General features: G+C 68.8%; 15 protein-coding genes. 8 read left to right on the top strand and 7 right to left on the bottom strand.

Annotated features, from left to right (window positions below):
* The 3 genes from pgi to sppA form a co-directional block, all read right to left on the bottom strand.
* Positions 1-1,491, bottom strand: coding sequence for a glucose-6-phosphate isomerase (pgi, locus tag QE385_RS07675; RefSeq protein ID WP_307100609.1), 1,491 nt, complete (start codon positions 1,489-1,491; stop codon positions 1-3).
* A 146-nt stretch (positions 1,492-1,637) separates the two neighbouring features.
* The gene (locus tag QE385_RS07670) at positions 1,638-2,228 is read right to left on the bottom strand and encodes a GNAT family N-acetyltransferase (protein ID WP_307100607.1); all 591 of its coding nucleotides are present in this window, start codon (positions 2,226-2,228) and stop codon (positions 1,638-1,640) included.
* Between the two features lie 206 nt (positions 2,229-2,434).
* Complete coding sequence (gene sppA / locus QE385_RS07665) at positions 2,435-4,399, bottom strand: signal peptide peptidase SppA (RefSeq protein ID WP_307100605.1); 1,965 nt, start codon at positions 4,397-4,399, stop codon at positions 2,435-2,437.
* Between the two features lie 226 nt (positions 4,400-4,625).
* Here sppA and groES point away from each other — a divergent pair, with 226 nt between their 5' ends.
* Both groES and groL read left to right on the top strand, forming a co-directional pair.
* Positions 4,626-4,913, top strand: coding sequence for a co-chaperone GroES (gene groES / locus QE385_RS07660; protein WP_230483787.1), 288 nt, complete (start codon positions 4,626-4,628; stop codon positions 4,911-4,913).
* Positions 4,914-4,970: 57 nt separating this feature from the next.
* A complete protein-coding gene (groL, locus tag QE385_RS07655) occupies positions 4,971-6,611 on the top strand; it encodes a chaperonin GroEL (RefSeq protein ID WP_307100603.1) in 1,641 nt (546 codons plus the stop codon).
* 852 nt (positions 6,612-7,463) lie between these two features.
* On the opposite strand, the gene QE385_RS07650 is transcribed toward groL, so the two are convergent.
* Genes QE385_RS07650 through QE385_RS07640 form a run of 3 tightly spaced genes read right to left on the bottom strand, consistent with a single transcriptional unit; the run spans position 7,464 to position 9,452 of the window.
* Complete coding sequence (locus tag QE385_RS07650) at positions 7,464-8,213, bottom strand: thioredoxin domain-containing protein (RefSeq protein WP_307100601.1); 750 nt, start codon at positions 8,211-8,213, stop codon at positions 7,464-7,466.
* A 28-nt stretch (positions 8,214-8,241) separates the two neighbouring features.
* The gene (locus QE385_RS07645; protein WP_307100599.1) at positions 8,242-8,937 is read right to left on the bottom strand and encodes a thioredoxin domain-containing protein; all 696 of its coding nucleotides are present in this window, start codon (positions 8,935-8,937) and stop codon (positions 8,242-8,244) included.
* A complete protein-coding gene (locus tag QE385_RS07640) occupies positions 8,937-9,452 on the bottom strand; it encodes a DUF721 domain-containing protein (RefSeq protein WP_307100596.1) in 516 nt (171 codons plus the stop codon). The genes QE385_RS07645 and QE385_RS07640 overlap by 1 nt, the downstream gene beginning before the upstream one ends.
* 26 nt (positions 9,453-9,478) lie before the next feature.
* Here QE385_RS07640 and QE385_RS07635 point away from each other — a divergent pair, with 26 nt between their 5' ends.
* Genes QE385_RS07635 through nudC form a run of 3 tightly spaced genes read left to right on the top strand, consistent with a single transcriptional unit; the run spans position 9,479 to position 12,707 of the window.
* On the top strand, positions 9,479-10,528 hold the full coding sequence (locus tag QE385_RS07635; RefSeq protein WP_307100595.1) for an A/G-specific adenine glycosylase: 1,050 nt from the start codon (positions 9,479-9,481) through the stop codon (positions 10,526-10,528).
* 8 nt (positions 10,529-10,536) lie between these two features.
* Complete coding sequence (locus tag QE385_RS07630; RefSeq protein WP_373424710.1) at positions 10,537-11,856, top strand: serine hydrolase domain-containing protein; 1,320 nt, start codon at positions 10,537-10,539, stop codon at positions 11,854-11,856.
* On the top strand, positions 11,853-12,707 hold the full coding sequence (gene nudC / locus QE385_RS07625) for an NAD(+) diphosphatase (RefSeq protein WP_307100591.1): 855 nt from the start codon (positions 11,853-11,855) through the stop codon (positions 12,705-12,707). The genes QE385_RS07630 and nudC overlap by 4 nt, the downstream gene beginning before the upstream one ends.
* Positions 12,708-13,072: 365 nt before the next feature.
* On the opposite strand, the gene QE385_RS07620 is transcribed toward nudC, so the two are convergent.
* Complete coding sequence (locus QE385_RS07620; protein ID WP_307100589.1) at positions 13,073-13,963, bottom strand: prephenate dehydratase; 891 nt, start codon at positions 13,961-13,963, stop codon at positions 13,073-13,075.
* 117 nt (positions 13,964-14,080) lie between these two features.
* Here QE385_RS07620 and QE385_RS07615 point away from each other — a divergent pair, with 117 nt between their 5' ends.
* The 3 genes from QE385_RS07615 to QE385_RS07605 are packed head-to-tail and all read left to right on the top strand — an operon-like array spanning position 14,081 to position 16,949.
* Entirely contained in the window at positions 14,081-14,788 is a 708-nt protein-coding gene (locus tag QE385_RS07615; RefSeq protein WP_307100587.1) for a cytochrome c family protein, read from the top strand.
* Between the two features lie 7 nt (positions 14,789-14,795).
* Positions 14,796-15,836: a nitronate monooxygenase family protein gene (locus QE385_RS07610; RefSeq protein ID WP_307100585.1), complete on the top strand. Its 1,041-nt coding sequence runs from the start codon at positions 14,796-14,798 to the stop codon at positions 15,834-15,836.
* A gap of 45 nt (positions 15,837-15,881) precedes the next feature.
* On the top strand, positions 15,882-16,949 hold the full coding sequence (locus QE385_RS07605; RefSeq protein WP_307100584.1) for an exo-alpha-sialidase: 1,068 nt from the start codon (positions 15,882-15,884) through the stop codon (positions 16,947-16,949).
* The last annotated feature ends 67 nt before the right edge of the window (positions 16,950-17,016 follow it).

Genomic DNA, 17,016 nt, shown 5'->3' with positions numbered 1-17,016 from the left:
TCACCCAAAGGCGCGCTTGATCAGGTCCTCGGTCGAGGGGTCGAAATCCTGTCCGCCCTGGTCGGCGGCCTTGGCCATTTCCTTGCCCAGTTCGACGCCGAACTGGTCGAAGCTGTTGATGCCCAGGATCACGCCGTTCACGAACACGCGGTGCTCGTAAAAGGCGATCAGCGCGCCCAGCGTGCGCGGGTCGAGCGTCTCCAGCAGGATGGTCGAGGACGGACGATCGCCCGAATAGCTGCGCGCGGGATCGTCGGTCTTCTTGCCCTTCATCAGCGCGGCGCCCTGCGCGAAGGCGTTGAGCAGCAGCTGGCGGTGATGCTCGTCGCTCAGCACGTCGCCCGGCTCGACCACCGCGATGAACTCGACGGGGACGAGGTGCGTGCCCTGGTGGAGCAGCTGGAACACCGCATGCTGCGCATCGGTGCCGACCCCACCCCAGGTGATGGCGGCGGTGGGACGGCCGACGGGCTGGCCGTCGACGGTCACGCCCTTGCCGTTCGATTCCATCTCCAGCTGCTGGAGATAGGAGGGCAGGAGGCGCAGCCGCTCGTCATAGGCGAAGGGCGCGCGCGTCTCGGCATGGCGGACCTGGGTGTAATAAAGGTCGGCAAAGGCGGCGAGCGCGGGGGCGTTCTGCGACAGGTCGGTCAGGCGGAAATGGCGGTCCATCTCGGCCGCGCCTTCCAGCAGTTCCTCGAACGCGTCCCAGCCCAGGCCCAGCGCGGCAGGGAAGCCGATCGTCGACCAGAGCGAATAGCGGCCGCCGACCGACTCGGCGAAGGACAGGATGCGCGTCTCGTCCACGCCCCATTCGACCGCCTTGGCGGGGTTGGCGGTCAGCGCGATGACGCGGCCATAGGGGTCTTCCACACCATGCTCGGTCATCCACTGGAGCGCCGAGGTGGCGTTGAGCATCGTCTCGGTGGTGGTGAAGGTCTTGGACGCGACGACCAGCAGCGTGGCGGCGGGGTCGAAGCGCTTGAACACCTCCTCCAGCGCGACGCCGTCGACATTGGAGACGATCGCGACGTCATAGCGGTCGCTGTCGCGGCCCAGCGCGTCGACCAGCAGGTCGGGGCCCAGCGCCGATCCGCCGATGCCGATGTGCAGGACATGGCGGATGGGGCCCAGCGCCTCGGCCTCGATCGCGTCGATCAGCGCGCGCATCCGGGCGTGCGAGGCGCGGGCGGTGGCGACGCTTTCGGGATTGCCCTCGCCACGCTCGGCGGTGTGTTCGACCGCGCGGCCTTCGGTGACGTTGACCACCTCGCCGCCGAACAGCGCGTCGCGCTTGGCGGCCAGCCCCTTGGCCTTGGCCAGTTCGGCGAAGGCGGCGACGGCGTCGGGCGTCAGATGCGTCTTGGACCAGTCGAAATGGATGCCCGCCACGTCCAGGCTGAGCGAGGCCAGCCGGTTGGGATCATTCGCGAAAAGATCGAGAAGCGGAGTCTGCGGGAGCGATTCGATCGTCGACCAGTCGGCAGCCATGATGCCTGTTCCTTCCTTGACCTGCCCCAAAGGGCTTCATCCACGGCGTTAGACAATGCGGGTGCGCAAAGCCAAGCCCTAGATTGGTATGGTGGATCAGGCTGGCACGCGAAATCGCCACGGGCGGGCGACTTGCGGCGGATCGGTCAGCGGTGCTTCACCGCCACCGGGTCGCGCACCACGCCGACATCGGCGAAGCGCCGGGGCTCGGCGGGCTGGGGCACGGGCTGGGCCAGTTCGCGCTGCCAATAGCCGACATCGATCCAGCGGCCATGCTTGTGGCCGACCTCGCGGAAGACACCGGCGCGGCGGAAGCCGACCGCCTCGTGCAGCTTGATCGATCCGTCATTGGGCAGCGCGATCACCCCCATCGCCTGGGTGAAGCCCTGCGCGGTCAGCGTGTCGACCAGCGCTTCGTAGAGCAGCCGTCCGACGCCCGCGCGTTGCGACACGTCGGCGACATAGATGGTCGTCTCCACCACCCAGCGATACGCCTCGCGCTCGCGGAAGCGCGCAGCATAGGCATAGCCGATCACCGCATCCTCGCGGCCCGCCTCGTCGCTCAGCGTGGCGACGATCCATGGATACAGCCCGTCCGCGCCCTCCATCCGCGCGCGCATCGCATCGGCATCGGGCGCCTGCGTCTCGAACGAGACCACCCCCGCCAGCACATGCGGCGCATAGATGGCGGCGATGGCGGCGGCGTCATCGGGGCGGGCGGCGCGAATGGCGATCATGGGGCGTGCGTCTCCTGAAACGATGGGCCTGCCTAGCGCGCGGACGCGCCGTTCGGAAAGCCCCGATTCCCGCGCGCCGTTTTGGGAAGGCCACAATCCCAGGCCCCGTTCGCCCTGAGCGAAGTCGAAGTGCACGCCCCACATAGGGGCAAGGGAGTCCCTCGGCCTTCGACTTCGCTCAGGCCGAACGGAGGTGGCGGATCAACTCACAGCCCCAGCCGCGCGATCAGCAGGTCGAGCAGCCGCTCGTCGCTGACCGAGCCCACCGGACCCAGGCCGCCGCATTCCAGGCAGCGCGCCTGCACCGATCCGCCGCGCGCCAGCCGCGCGACATCGCCCAGCGCGCGGGCCGCGACCGCGCGACGCTCCGCCGCCGCGATGGCGAATACGTCGCCGCCCTGCTGCGTGTCGTCATCGTCGCCGTCGAACCCTTCGGCCAGCATCGCGGCGAAGCCCGGCTTCTTCTCCAGATATTCGGCATGGACCTTGGCGGGGTCCAGCCTGGCGCGGTGCGCCGCCTCGGCGATCGCGTCGGACAGGGTGCCGAACCGGTCGACCAGCCCGATCTGGCGCGCGGTGCCGCCGTCCCACACGCGGCCCTGCGCGATGGTGTCGACCTTTTCCACCGACATGTGGCGCGACTCGGCGACGCGGGTCAGGAACTGGCGATAGCCATTCTCGATCCCCGCCTGGAGGATCGTGTCGAGCATCGGGGTGAAGCCGCCCAGCACGTCGGGCTGGCCGGTCAGCGGCGTGGTCTTCACCCCGTCGGTGGTGATGCCGATCTTGGCCAGCGTGTTCTCGAACGAGGGGATCAGCCCGAAGATGCCGATCGACCCGGTGATCGTGCCCGGCTCTGCGAAGATCAGGTCGGCGGGGGTCGAGACCCAATAGCCGCCCGACGCGGCCAGGCCGCCCATCGACACGATGACGGGCAGCTTCTGGCGCTTGGCCTCCAGGATCGCCTGGCGGATCTGCTCGGAGGCCAGCACCGAGCCGCCGGGCGAGGCGACGCGGACGACCAGCGCCTTCAGTTTCTTCTTGGCCAGCCCGTCGAGCAGCGCCTTGGCGATCGTATCGCCTGCCGCGGTGCCGGGGCCCGCCTCGCCATCGACGATATTGCCCGCGATGGTCAGCACGCCGATCGCGTCGCCTTGCGTCGGCAGGGGATGGGCACGAACCCAGGCGGCGTAGGAAATGGTCCGGAAGCTGCCCGCAGGCTTGCTCGCATCGGCGCCCGCAATCTCGGCGACGCGCTTGCCGAAGGCCAGCTTGTCACCCAGCCTGTCGACCAGCCCGGCCTTCAGGTTCGCATCGGCGATGCTGCCGTTCGCGGCCAGCACCGCGCGGTCGGGCTGGGCCAGGAAGCTGTCGATCTGCGCCTTGGGCCGCGCCTTGGCGACGCCCTCTCGCCACTGGGCGAACAGCGTGCCGTACAGCGCCTGCGAGGCCGCGCGCGCCTCCGGGCTCTGGTCGGCGCGGATATAGGGTTCGACGAAGGACTTGAACTTGCCGACGCGGTAGACATGCGCGTTGACGCCCAGCTTGTCGATCAGCCCCTTGTAATAGAGCTGGTTGCCGCCCGGCCCCGCGAACAGCGTGCCGCCCAGCGGGTTGACCCAGATCTCGCTGGCGTTCGCGGCCAGGCGATAGGCGCCGTCGGTATAGGCGGTGGCATAGGCCAGCACCGGCTTGCCGCCCTTGCGGAAGCGCTGGATCGCGTCGCCGACCTCCTGGAGACTGGCCGGGTACGCGCCGCCGAAGCTGTCGAGGTCGAGGACCAGCAGCTTGACCCGGCCATCGTCGCGGGCCGTATCGATCGCGCTGACCAGATCGCGCAGGCGATATTCGTGCGGGACGCTGCGCCCCGACAGCATGGCGAGCGGCGCAATCGTCTCGGGCTGCTCGACGATCGGGCCGTCCAGCTTGAGCAGGAGGGCGCCGTCGGTGATCGCCTTGGTTCCCGGCCGTGCATTGAGCGCGGCGAAGATCAGGCCGAAGAACAGCAGCATCGCCGCCAGGACCAGGAAATCCTTGATCCCGACCAGCAGCCGCCACGCCGCCTTCAGAATGCGCCAGCCGCTGCGCTTGCCCGGCTTGCGTCCCGGTCGGCTGAAATCCTGGTCGAGGGGAGAGGCGGGCGGAAGAGCGTCTGCGCGAGCGTCGGTCATTCCCCATCGCTACCCCAGCCGCGAAGGCGCGGCAATGGCCCGTATTAGCCAGCCAATACGGACGCCGCCGCACCGCGATTTTGTTCCCGCTTTCGGGGCGCTCGGTCGAAATTTTTTGATGGGGGTCGTTGACGGCCTGAACCGGCGTTCACATATCCGGTGGCGTTGGCACTCGCATGGCTCGAGTGCCAGAAAAGTGTAACATGCCAGATAAAGGGACATGGCAATGAACTTTCGTCCGTTGCACGACCGCGTTCTCGTCCGTCGCGTCGAGGCCGAGGAAAAGACGGCCGGTGGGATCATCATCCCCGACACCGCCAAGGAAAAGCCCCAGGAGGGCGAGGTTGTCGCCGCCGGTTCGGGCGCGAAGGCCGAAGACGGCAAGCTGACCCCGCTGGACGTGAAGGCGGGCGACCGCATCCTGTTCGGCAAGTGGTCGGGCACCGAGGTCAAGGTGAACGGTGAAGACCTGCTGATCATGAAGGAATCGGACATCCTCGGCATCATCGGCTGAGCGACCGTTTCTTCTTTTCCGTTTTTCTGACAATTCCAGATCGAAAGGGTAGCCACCATGGCAGCCAAGGAAGTCAAGTTTTCGCGCGACGCGCGTGAGCGCATTCTGAAGGGCGTCGACATCCTCGCCGATGCCGTCAAGGTCACGCTGGGCCCGAAGGGCCGCAACGTCGTGATCGACAAGTCGTTCGGTGCGCCGCGCATCACCAAGGACGGCGTCTCGGTCGCCAAGGAAATCGAACTCAAGGACAAGTTCGAGAACATGGGCGCGCAGATGGTGCGCGAAGTGGCGTCGAAGACCAACGACATCGCCGGTGACGGCACCACCACCGCGACCGTCCTCGCCCAGGCGATCGTCCGCGAGGGCATGAAGTCGGTCGCGGCCGGCATGAACCCGATGGACCTGAAGCGCGGCATCGACATCGCCGTCGCCAAGGTGACCGAGGACATCAAGTCGCGCTCGAAGCCCGTCTCGGGCAGCCAGGAAGTTGCCCAGGTCGGCATCATCTCGGCGAACGGCGACCGTGAAGTCGGCGAGAAGATCGCCGAGGCCATGGAAAAGGTCGGCAAGGAAGGCGTCATCACCGTCGAGGAGGCCAAGGGCCTCGAATTCGAACTCGACGTCGTCGAGGGCATGCAGTTCGACCGTGGTTACCTGTCGCCCTACTTCATCACCAACCCGGAGAAGATGACGGTCGAACTCAACGACCCGTACATCCTGATCCACGAGAAGAAGCTGTCGAACCTGCAGGCGATGCTCCCGATCCTGGAAGCCGTCGTCCAGTCGGGCCGTCCGCTCCTGATCATCGCCGAGGACATCGAGGGTGAGGCGCTCGCCACGCTCGTCGTCAACAAGCTGCGCGGCGGCCTGAAGGTCGCGGCGGTCAAGGCACCGGGCTTCGGCGATCGTCGCAAGGCGATGCTGGAAGACATCGCCATCCTGACCGCGGGCGAGCTGATCTCGGAAGACCTGGGCATCAAGCTCGAGACCGTCACCGTCGGCATGCTGGGCACCGCCAAGCGCGTCACGATCGACAAGGACAACACCACCATCGTCGATGGTGCGGGTGATGCCGACGCGATCAAGGGCCGCACCGAGGCGATCCGTGCGCAGATCGAGAACACCACCAGCGATTACGACCGCGAGAAGCTCCAGGAGCGTCTGGCCAAGCTCGCTGGCGGCGTGGCCGTCATCAAGGTCGGCGGTGCGACCGAGGTCGAGGTGAAGGAGCGCAAGGACCGCGTCGACGACGCGCTGCACGCGACCCGCGCGGCCGTCGAAGAGGGCATCGTCCCCGGCGGTGGTACGGCGCTGCTGTACGCGACCAAGGCGCTGGACGGCGTCAAGGGCGTCAACGACGACCAGACCCGCGGTATCGACATCGTTCGCAAGTCGCTGACCGCGCTGGTTCGCCAGATCGCTCAGAACGCGGGTCATGACGGTGCGGTCGTGTCGGGCAAGCTGCTCGACCAGAACGACACCTCGTTCGGCTTCAACGCGTCGACCGACACGTATGAGAACCTGGTTGCCGCCGGCGTGATCGACCCGACCAAGGTCGTGCGCACCGCGCTCCAGAACGCGGCGTCGGTCGCGGGCCTGCTGATCACCACGGAAGCCACCGTGGCCGAGCTGCCCGAAGACAAGCCCGCCATGCCCGCCGGTGGCGGCATGGGCGGCATGGGCGGCATGGACTTCTAAGTCGGATACCGGCGACCGGCGGGGCTTGCGCCTCGCCGGGAACCGGACCGGCTTGTCCTTGCGGCACAGCCAACAGAAAAGGGCCCGGGGAGCGATCCCCGGGCCCTTTTTGTGTCTGCTTCATGGTCCCGAACTCCGTTCAGCCTGAGCGGTCGAAGGCCGGGAATCCCCTCGCGGAGATGGCGAGGCGTGCACTTCGACTTCGCTCAGTGCGAACGGGGGTGGGGATTGTCGGCGCGATCCCACAGTCTGCCCTCCGTTCAGCCTGAGCGCAGTCGAAGGCCATGGGAATCCGCTTGCGGAGACGGCGGTACGTGCACTTCGACTTCGCTCAGTGCGAACGGGGGTGGGGAGTGTCGGCGCGATCCCACATCCTTCCCTCCGTTCAGCCTGAGCGCAGTCGAAGGCCACGGGAATCCCCTCGCGGAGATAGCGGGGCGTGCACTTCGACTTCGCTCAGTGCGAACGGGGGTGGGGGGAGCGTCGGCGCGGTCCTACATCCTTCCCTCCGTTCAGCCTGAGCGCAGTCGAAGGCCACGGGAATCCCTTCGCGAAGATGGCGGGGCGTGCATTTCGATTTCGCTCAGTGCGAACGGGGTGGGGGAGAGCCATTGAAAGGCCCGGTTCCCCGGCGAAGGCCGGGGCCCAGTTACGATGCGATCGAAATGGCTCCCGGCGTCGCGTGGGAGGCTCAAACCGGCGCGTCGCAAACGCCTCCCATGAAGCCGTCCGCGCGCCAGCGACGATGGGGCGACTGGGCCCCGGCCTTCGCCGGGGAACAGGAGGCGTGGACAAGAAAAAGGGCGGCCGAGCCTTCGCCCGACCGCCCTTCACGAACCACGAATGCCGCGCTTACGCGCCCGCGTTCTTCAGCGCGGCCTGGACGTCCTTCCAGGTGATCGCGCCCTGAAGCGGCTTGCCGTTCAGGATGAAGGTCGGGGTGCCCGTCACCGTGCCGTCGGCGCCGCGATCCTGGGTCTGCTTGGTCAGGCGGTCGATCTCCAGCATGTTGCTGAGGCAGGCGCGCGCCTTGGCCTCGGGGATGCCGCGTTGCTTGACGAAGTTGATCAGGTCCATCTGGTCGGCCAGCGCCTTGATCACGTCGACCGGCTTGGCGTTCTGCAACGCCTTTTGCTGCTCGGGGCTCATCGCCTGGAGCTTGTCGTTGAAGCCCTGCTGCGACTGGTACATCTGTTCCAGGATCGGGAAGAAGGTCGCCTCGCCCGCGCAGATGCCGAGCAGCGCGGGCGGCAGGTCGGGCGCGCCGTGGATCAGGAATTCGCGGAATTCCCAGCTGACCTTGCCCGACTTGACGTAATCGTTCGTCAGCGGCTCATAGCCTTCCCGCGCGAAGGCGCCGCAGGCGGGGCACAGGCGCGAGCCATATTCGACCAGCTTGATCGGGGCATTGGGGTTGCCCATCACGAAGCCTTCGCCGGTCTTGCTGACGACCTGGGTCCAGTCCTTGCCCGCAGGCGCGGGGACCGCCGCGACCGGCGAGGCGGCGGGAGCGCTGCTGTTGGCGTCGCCGCCGCCACCGCAGGCGGCCAGTGCGAGAGGCAGCGCGAGAGGCAGGGCGAGAAGGAGGAGACGAGACTTCATCGACAAATGCTCCGAGAGAAAAGGGGGATCAGCGGGCTCCGGCCGCGCGCAACAGCGGCAACAGGCGTTCCCAGGTGAAGACACCCGTCGCCTGGCGACCGTTGATGAAGAAGCCGGGCGTGCCCTCCAGGGTCTTGGGGGCAGAGCTGGTCATCGCGACGATCCGGTCGGTGGCGGCGCGATCCGACAGGCAGGCGGTGATCTGCGCATCGGTCAGCCCGGCGCTCCGGCCGATTTCGGTCAGCCCCGCGCCATCGGCGATCGCGCGCATCTGCGCCGCCGCCGGATACATGCCGATCCGCTGGCCATTGGCCTGTTCGAACTCCATGCCGCGCGCCAGCCACGTCTTCTGCTGCGCGAACAGCGTGTCGGTCAGCCCGGCGAATTTCGCCGCGCCGCCGCACCGCGCGATCAGCGCGGCCGCCAGGTCGATCCGGTTGAAGATGTAATGGCGCAGCTCGATGCTGGTCGAGCCCGACCGGACCATCTGCCCCTTCAGCACCGCGCCCGAGCTGTTGATGAAGGCGGCGCAATGCGGGCAGGTATAGCTGACATATTCGACCAGCTTCACCCGCGCCGCCGGATTGCCGATGACATAGGCGCCCGTCGGCGTCTGGGTGATATGGGTCGTCCAGTCGGTCTTGCGCTGTGCCTGGGCCGCCTCGACGGCGCCGGTGGCGGAAAGCGAAAGGCCGAGCGCGGCCAGCGACAGGAAAAGGCGCATCACGATACCTTGGGAATGCCGCGCGTCGCCGCGACGCCCGCGGCCAGCGATTCGAGCACCGCGCGAAGCTCTGGGTCGGCGATCTGGCGCAGCCCGTCGCCCATCTCCGGCGGCACCGGCTGGGGCTTGGGGCGGGCGGGGCGGCGGGGCGCGCCCATCGGCAGCTCGCCCTGCCGGATCTGCAACCGCGCGACCGCCGGATAGCCGAAGAAGCGGTTCACCCGCTCGATGATCTCGGGTGCGATATGCTGCATCATCGGGGCATGGGCCCCGCGCACGACCAGGGTCAGCACGCCATTCTGCTTCTCGCCTTGCGGAAAGCGGATCGATTCGGGCGCGCTGGCGGTCGACAGGCGCGGGCCGACGATATCGGGCCAGCGGCTGACGATCGCGCTCTGCACGAAGCCGAAACGACGAAAGGCCGCGCCGCCGATGGCGGGCAGCAGTTCGGACACCGCGCGGGGGCGGTTGGAACGGGGGGGCGGCTCCTGGGGGGCGCGGACGCGCTTGCTCATGTCGCGCTCCATGCCATAGCGGGCCGGTGCACGCCAAGCCTTCATCATCGCCCGACAATCCTGCGGCCCGGCTGCTCGCCTGGTACGACCGTCATGCCCGCGACCTGCCCTGGCGCAGCAAGCCGGGGGAGACGCCCGTTCCGTACCGGGTCTGGCTGTCGGAGGTGATGCTGCAACAGACGACGGTGGCGGCGGTCGCGCCGCGCTTCACCGCCTGGGTCGACCGCTGGCCCGACGTCGCCAGCCTGGCCGCCGCGCCCGACGAGGACATCATGGCCGCCTGGGCGGGGCTGGGCTATTATGCCCGTGCGCGCAATCTGGTGAAGGCCGCGCGGGCGGTCGTGGCGGAGCATGGCGGGCGTTTCCCGGCGACGGAGGCGGCGCTTCGCGACCTGCCGGGACTCGGGGCCTATACGGCGGCGGCGGTGGCGGCGATCGCGTTCGGCGAGCGCGCGGTGGTGGTCGATGCCAATGTCGAGCGCGTCGTCGCCCGGCTGTTCGCGATCGCAACGCCGCTGCCCGCCGCGCGGCCCGCGATCCGCGCCGCAACCGATCGAATCACCCCCGACGCCCGCGCGGGCGACTTCGCGCAGGCGATGATGGACCTGGGCTCCGCGATCTGCACGGTGAAGAAGCCGCAATGCCTGCTCTGCCCTGTGGCGGTCGATTGCGATGCCCGCGCGCAAGGGATTGCCGAGACGCTTCCCGCCAAGGCGCCGAAGAAAAAACGTCCCTATCGTCACGGCACCGTCTTCTGGATCGAGCAGGAAGGGCGGGTCTGGCTGGTCCGCCGCCCGGACAAGGGGATGCTGGGCGGCATGCGCGCGCTGCCGACCGGGCCATGGAGCGACGAACGGCCGGGTCTGGCCGAGGCACCGGGCAAGGGGCCATGGACGATGCTGAACGAGACGGTCGTGCATGGCTTCACCCATTTCGAGCTGGAACTCGCGCTCGCCCGGAGCGAAGGGCGGCCCGAGGACGCGGCGGCGGGGGAATGGTGGCCGGTCGCCGATCTGGGAACCGCGGGGCTCCCCACGCTGTTCGCGCGGGCGGCCGATCTGTTGAAAAGGACCTGATGCCGATGATGCGCCGAATGATGATGACGGGCGGGGTGGCGATGACCCTGCTGGCGACCGCCGCCCCGGCCCAGCTCGCGGCACCGCCCCGCGCGTCGGTGGCGGCGGCGACCCGGCTGCCCGCGACCCAGGCCCTGTTCGACAGCTATGTCCGCACCGGCAAGATGCCCGGCATCGTCGCCGCGCTGGGGATGCTGGGACAGCCGACCGTGTTCGTCTCGGCGGGGCGGACCAGCCTGGAGCCGAACGCGCCCGCCGCCGGGCCGGACACGCTGTGGCGGGTCTATTCGATGACCAAGCCGATCACCGCGATGGCCGCGATGATGCTGATCGAGGAGGGGCGGCTGAAGCTCGACCAGCCGCTGTCCGACATCTATCCGGCCTATGCGCGGATGCGGGTGCTGACCGACCCGGAGCATTCGCTGGAAACCCGGCCTGCGACCCGGCCGATCACTATCCGCAACCTGATGACCCATACGGCGGGGCTGGGATACAGCATCGTCACGAAGGGGCCGCTGCTTCAGGAATATGAGCGGCTTGGCATCGTGCCCTTCGCAGCCAATGCGCAGGTCGAGGCCAAGGTGCGGCCGACCCGCCCCGCCAGCCTCCAGCAATTCGCCGAGCGCGTCGCGACCCTGCCGCTGATCGCCGAGCCGGGGACAAAATGGAGCTATTCGATCGGTCTCGACGTGCTGGCGGCCGTGGTCGAGAAGGTGTCGGGCATGCCGTTCGAGCGGTTCGTCCAGACGCGGCTGTTCGCCCCGCTCAGGATGACGTCCAGCTACTGGCAGGTCCCGGCCTCGGCGGCGAACCGGCTGGCGACCAATTACACCTTCATCGGCGACCAGCTGGTGCCGCTCGATCCGGCGGCGGGCTCGGTCTTTCGCCAGCCGCCCAGCTTTCCCTATGGCGGGGCGGGGCTGGTCATGTCGGCGCGCGACTATGACCGGTTCCTCCAGATGCTTCAGAATGGCGGGGAGGTGGACGGCGTCCGCGTGATGAAGGCCGAGACGGTCAAGCTGGCCATGTCGAACCTGCTGCCGCCGGGCGTCACCTATGGCTCGGTGTCGGGCACGACCGGGGGCAGCGCGGGCGAGGTGCCGACTGGCTTCGGCGCGGGCGGGTCGGTGACGCTGGCCGATACGCCGGGCGGGCCGGGCAAGGGCACCTATGGCTGGGGCGGCGCGGCGGGCACCATCGCCTTTGTCGACCCCAGCCGCCACATGCGCGGGACCGTCATGGTCAATTACTTCCCGGCGGATCGCTATCCGTTGCGGCGCGATCTGGCGGCGGCATTGTACCAGGATCTGGGTGCGCCGCGTCGATGAACGGACTGGGCTTTACCGGCGGGCGACTCGACCGCGCCGATCCGCTGCGTCATGACGAACCGGGTTTCGCCGCGGCGCTGGCCGATCCGGCGGCACGGCTGCTGATCCTGAATGAATATCAGCCGGTTATGGCCGAGGGGCGCCTGGGCTGGACCGCCATCGCCCCCGACGCCCGGCCGGAGGATCATGTCCTGCTGGGCATCGAGGACGGGGTGCCGCATTTCGCGCGGCTGGTGGCGGAACCGGCCGCGGGGCGCTCGGTCGAGATGATCGCGGCGCTCCACGCGCTGGCGGCGGGCGAGGCGGCGACCTATGCGGCGGCGCGCTCGGTGCTCGACTGGCATGCCCGGCATGGCTTTTGCGCGCGCTGCGGCGCGGCGACCGCGCCGTTCCGCGCGGGCTGGGGGCGGCGCTGTCCGGCGTGCGGCACCGAGCATTTCCCGCGAGTCGACCCGGTGGTCATCATGATCGCCGAGCATGACGGGCGCGCTCTGCTCGGCCGCCAGCCCGCCTTTCCGCCGGGGCGCTATTCTGCGCTGGCGGGGTTTCTGGAACCCGGCGAATCGATCGAGGAAGCGGTCGTGCGCGAGCTGTTCGAAGAAGCGGGCGTGCGGGTGCGCGACGTCCGCTATATCGCCAGCCAGCCCTGGCCCTTCCCCTCGTCGCTGATGATCGCCTGTGTCGCAACGGCGCTGGACGACCGGCTGGCGATCGACACGACCGAGCTGGAGGACGCGATCTGGGTGTCGCGGGACGAGGTGCGCGCCGCGCTGGCGGGGGATGCGTCCAGGTTCGGCGTGCCGCCCGCCTATGCCATCGCGCATACGCTGCTGGAGACGTGGGCCCGATAATCCCCCGGCATGGCGAGGTAGCAGACCGAAGGCCTGATGGGGGGCTTAGGGCGGACCGACATTCAGTATTGCTTCTTCTTTCCTCTCCCCTGGACAGGGGAGAGGGTTAGCGAAGCTTGCCAGCCTGCTGGCTAGCGCAGCTTGGGTGAGGGGTTGAGCGAGCCCAAGGGCTCGCGCGCTCGCGGGGCGAGCGCCCACCCCTCACCCAGCTCCGACTAAGCCTTTGCTTTCGCAAAGACCAAGTCTGCGCAACCCTCTCCCCTCTGCGAGGGGCGAGGGGAGGAAATGTCGATCGGCGCTCGTTGGCCGCCATCCCCCTTAACCACCGCTTCGTGGCGGACTTCCTCCCTGTGTCGGGGAGGATTTCAGCCGCGCTGGCGCGCCTGGGCGTAGGTGCCCAGCACTCGCATCCATTTGCTGTGGAAGCCCAGTTCCTCGATCGAGCGGTCGAAGGCGGGGTCGCCCGGCTTGCCGACCACGTCGCAATAGAATTCGGTCGCCGCGAAGCTGCCGCCGCGCTGATAGCTTTCCAGCTTGGTCATGTTGACGCCGTTGGTCGCAAAGCCGCCCATCGCCTTGTAGAGCGCGGCGGGGATGTTCTTCACCTCGAAGATCAGGCTGGTCATCCACGGACCGTCGCCCACCGGGGGCTGGCCGCCGCGCGCCAGCACCACGAAGCGGGTCATGTTGCGGTCGCCGTCCGAAACATCCTCGGCCAGCAGGTTCAGGCCGTACAACTCGGCGGCGCGCGGCGGGGCGAGCGCGGCGATGCTGGCGTCGCCCATCTCCGCCACCCGCGCCGCCGCGCCCGCCGTATCGGCATAGGCGATCGGGCGAATCCCATGCGCGCGCAGCCAGTGGCGGCACTGGCCCAGCGCCTGCGGATGGCTCATCGCCTCGACCAGCCCGTCGCGGCCGCCCGTTGCCATCAGCGCGTGGCGGATCGACAGGAAATGCTCGCCGACGATCGCCAGCCCGGATTCGGGCAGCAGGAAATGGATGTCGGCGACCCGCCCGTGCAGCGAATTCTCGATCGGGATGATCGCGCGGTCGGCCTTGCCGCTCTTCACCGCATCCAGCGCGTCGGCAAAGTCGAAACAGGGCAGCGGCAGGCCGTCCGGAAAGGCCTCCATCGCCGCGACATGGCTGTTGGCGCCCGGCGCACCCTGAAAGGCGACCGCGCGCGCGGGTTCGGCCAGCGCGGCCTCGGTCATCGCCGCGACGATCGGGCGGGCGGGGGCGGCATAATTTTCCATGGGTCAGCGGCCTAAAGCGCGGGCGCCATGCGATCAAGGGAAGCAAAACTTGCCGTCCGCGAAAGCCGCACCTAAGGTCTGCGTTCAGGAGAGATATTGGCGGGGCAGCGAAAAGCGATGGACCTAAAGACCAATACGATCGCGGGATGGGTGCTGGGCGCGGCAGGCGTCGCATTGGGCCTTTCGATCGTCGGCGGCATGATCTTCCACGACGAGCGCCCCAAGAAAATGGGCTATGCGATCGAGGGCGTCGAGGCCGAGGGATCGGGCGGGGGTGCCGCCGAGGTGCCGATCGCCTCGCTGCTGCCGACCGCCGATGCGGCCAAGGGCGCCGAAGTCTTCAAGAAATGCGCCGCCTGCCACACGATCAACCAGGGCGGCGCGAACGGGATCGGTCCCAACCTCTATGCCACCATGGGAGAGGCCATCGCGCAGGGCAAGGCGGGCTTCGCCTTCTCCGATGCGCTGAAGGCGGTCGGCGGCACATGGGACTGGGACAAGATGAACGCGTGGCTGACGTCCCCGCGCAAATTCGCGCCCGGCACCAAGATGACCTTTGCCGGGCTGTCCAATCCGCAGGACCGCGCGAACGTGATCCTCTATCTCAACCAGCAGGGATCGAACCTGCCGCTGCCCGCCGCGCCGGCCGCCAAGGAACCGGCGGCGGGCGACGCCCCCGCCAACGGCGCCGATGCGGCGGTCAACCGGGTCGAGGAGGATCCGCGCGGCGATACCGGGTCGATCGCCAATACCGGCACGCCCGCGCGGGGGGCGCCCTCGGTCGATCCGCAGGCGGCGGTGGAGGGGGCCAAGGCGCCGCGCTGACCGGAGGATGCTGCCCGGCCTGAACCTCGATCCGCCGATCCTGCAAGCGCCGATGGCGGGAGTGTCGACGCCCGCCATGGCGGCGGCGGTCGGGGAGGCGGGCGGGCTCGGCGCGGTCGCCCTGGGGGCGAGCGATGCCGCCGGTGCCGCCGCCATGATCGCCGAGACGCGGGGCCGAACGCCGCGCCCCTTCAACGTCAACCTCTTCGTCCATGCGCCGCCTCGCCCCGATCCCCAGCAGGAGGCGGCCTGGCGCGAGGCGTTGCGGCCCGCCTTCGTCGAACAGGATGCCGCCCCGCCGCTGGCCCTGCGCACCATCTATGCCAGCTTTGCCGAGGATGACGCGATGCTGGCGCTGCTGGTCGCGACGCGCCCCTCGGTGGTCAGCTTCCATTTCGGCCTGCCCGGTGCCGATCGGATCGCGGCGCTGAAACGCGTGGGATGCCGGCTGCTGGCCAGCGTCACCTCGCTGGCGGAGGCGCGGGCCGCCGAGCATGCGGGCATCGATGCGCTGGTCGCGCAAGGCTATGAAGCGGGCGGGCATCGCGGCGTCTTCGACCCGGATGCGCCCGACGACCGGCTGGGGACGCTGGCGCTGACCCGGTTGCTGGTGGTGCGGACGCGCCTGCCGGTCATCGCGGCGGGCGGGATCATGGACGGGGCGGGCGTGTCGGCGGCGCTGGCGCTGGGCGCGGTGGCGGCGCAGCTGGGCACCGCCTTCATCGCCTGTCCGGAAAGCGCGGCGGACGACGCCTATCGCACGGCGCTGAGCGGCCCCGGAGCGGCGCATAGCGTCATGACCCGCGCCATATCCGGGCGGCCCGCACGCTGCCTGCCCAATCGCTTCACTGCGCTGGGCGAGACCTTGTCGGTCGCGCCGCCCGATTATCCGCGAGCCTATGACGCCGGAAAGGCGCTGAACGCCGCCGCGCGTGCGAAGGGCGAGCATGGCTATGGCGCGCAATGGGCCGGGCAGGGGGCTCCGCTGGCCCGCGCCCTGCCAGCGGGCACGCTGGTCCGCACGATCGCTGGCGAGATGCGGCGATAGCGTCTATCCGCGCCGACGATTGCAGGCATCGGAAAGGGACAGTTTGTGAGAATCGCGCTTTGGATGGCGGCCCCCGCGCTGGTCGCGGCCGCGCCCCTGCCCGCAGCGGAGAGCCGTTCGCCGATCCTGCTGTCCGAGTTCGTCGATGCCGCCGCCCCCTATCCGCAGGCGCATGCCTCCACGATCGTCCAGCTTCCCGACGACACGCTGGCCGCCGCCTGGTTCGCCGGGTCGGGTGAGAGCCGCCCCGATGTCCGCATCTGGTTCGCGCGCCGGGAGGCAAAGGGCTGGGCCGCGCCGGTGCCCGTCGCCGATGGCGTCAGCCCGGACGGCAAACGTTATCCGACCTGGAACCCGGTGCTGTTCCAGCCGCCGGGCGGCGCGCTCCAGCTGTTCTACAAGGTGGGTCCGAATCCGCGCGAATGGTGGGGCATGGTGATTCGCTCGACCGATGGCGGCCGCACCTGGACCCGCCCCGAGCGTCTGCCCGAGGGCGTGCTGGGGCCGATCAAGAACAAGCCGGTGATCGCCGCCGATGGCAGCTGGATCGCCCCCTCCAGCCGCGAGGAGGGCAATGCCGAGGCCAATATCTGGTCGCTGCGGATCGAGCGCAGCACCGACCAGGGCAAGAGCTGGACGGTGGGCCCGCGTATTGCCAGCCCCATGCATATCGAGGCGATACAGCCCAGCATTCTCTTCCACCCGGACGGTCGCCTGGAACTGATCGCGCGGACGCGGCAAGGCGCGCTGGCGCAGAGCTGGTCGCGCGACAATGGCGTCACCTGGTCGCCGATCGCGGCCATTGACCTGCCCAATCCCAATGCGGGCACCGATGCGGTGACGCTGGCCGACGGGCGCCAGCTGATCGTCTATAACCACAGCGCACACGCCCCCGATACGCCGGGCGACGGGCCGCGCTGGCCGATCAATATCGGCCTGTCCGATGACGGGGTGCGCTGGCGCAACGCGCTGACGCTGGAGAGCAAGCCGATGCCCGATGGCTATGCCTATCCGGCGGTGATCCAGACGCGCGACGGGCTGGTCCATGTGACCTATACCTGGAATCGGCAGCATATCCGGCATGTCGTGATCGATCCCAGGCGGCTCAAATAAGGGAGGGAGGCCCGAGCGGGACGACGTCGAAGGCCACGGAAATCGCTCGCGAAAACAACAAGGGGGT

The sequence above is a fragment of the Sphingomonas sp. SORGH_AS_0950 genome, from assembly GCF_030818415.1.
In the GTDB taxonomy this organism is placed as follows: domain Bacteria; phylum Pseudomonadota; class Alphaproteobacteria; order Sphingomonadales; family Sphingomonadaceae; genus Sphingomonas.
Note: the sequence above shows the minus strand (reverse complement) of the source record. Positions and strands in the feature narration are given on the sequence as shown.

What these genes read in the sequence shown, in the direction of transcription:
- pgi (WP_307100609.1), bottom strand. Translation starts at nt 1,491, where the DNA reads ATGGCTGCCGACTGGTCGACGATCGAATCGCTCCCGCAGACTCCGCTT.
- QE385_RS07670 (WP_307100607.1), bottom strand. Translation starts at nt 2,228, where the DNA reads ATGATCGCCATTCGCGCCGCCCGCCCCGATGACGCCGCCGCCATCGCC.
- sppA (WP_307100605.1), bottom strand. Translation starts at nt 4,399, where the DNA reads ATGACCGACGCTCGCGCAGACGCTCTTCCGCCCGCCTCTCCCCTCGAC.
- groES (WP_230483787.1), top strand. Translation starts at nt 4,626, where the DNA reads ATGAACTTTCGTCCGTTGCACGACCGCGTTCTCGTCCGTCGCGTCGAG.
- groL (WP_307100603.1), top strand. Translation starts at nt 4,971, where the DNA reads ATGGCAGCCAAGGAAGTCAAGTTTTCGCGCGACGCGCGTGAGCGCATT.
- QE385_RS07650 (WP_307100601.1), bottom strand. Translation starts at nt 8,213, where the DNA reads ATGAAGTCTCGTCTCCTCCTTCTCGCCCTGCCTCTCGCGCTGCCTCTC.
- QE385_RS07645 (WP_307100599.1), bottom strand. Translation starts at nt 8,937, where the DNA reads ATGCGCCTTTTCCTGTCGCTGGCCGCGCTCGGCCTTTCGCTTTCCGCC.
- QE385_RS07640 (WP_307100596.1), bottom strand. Translation starts at nt 9,452, where the DNA reads ATGAGCAAGCGCGTCCGCGCCCCCCAGGAGCCGCCCCCCCGTTCCAAC.
- QE385_RS07630 (WP_373424710.1), top strand. Translation starts at nt 10,537, where the DNA reads ATGCGCCGAATGATGATGACGGGCGGGGTGGCGATGACCCTGCTGGCG.
- nudC (WP_307100591.1), top strand. Translation starts at nt 11,853, where the DNA reads ATGAACGGACTGGGCTTTACCGGCGGGCGACTCGACCGCGCCGATCCG.
- QE385_RS07620 (WP_307100589.1), bottom strand. Translation starts at nt 13,963, where the DNA reads ATGGAAAATTATGCCGCCCCCGCCCGCCCGATCGTCGCGGCGATGACC.
- QE385_RS07615 (WP_307100587.1), top strand. Translation starts at nt 14,081, where the DNA reads ATGGACCTAAAGACCAATACGATCGCGGGATGGGTGCTGGGCGCGGCA.
- QE385_RS07610 (WP_307100585.1), top strand. Translation starts at nt 14,796, where the DNA reads ATGCTGCCCGGCCTGAACCTCGATCCGCCGATCCTGCAAGCGCCGATG.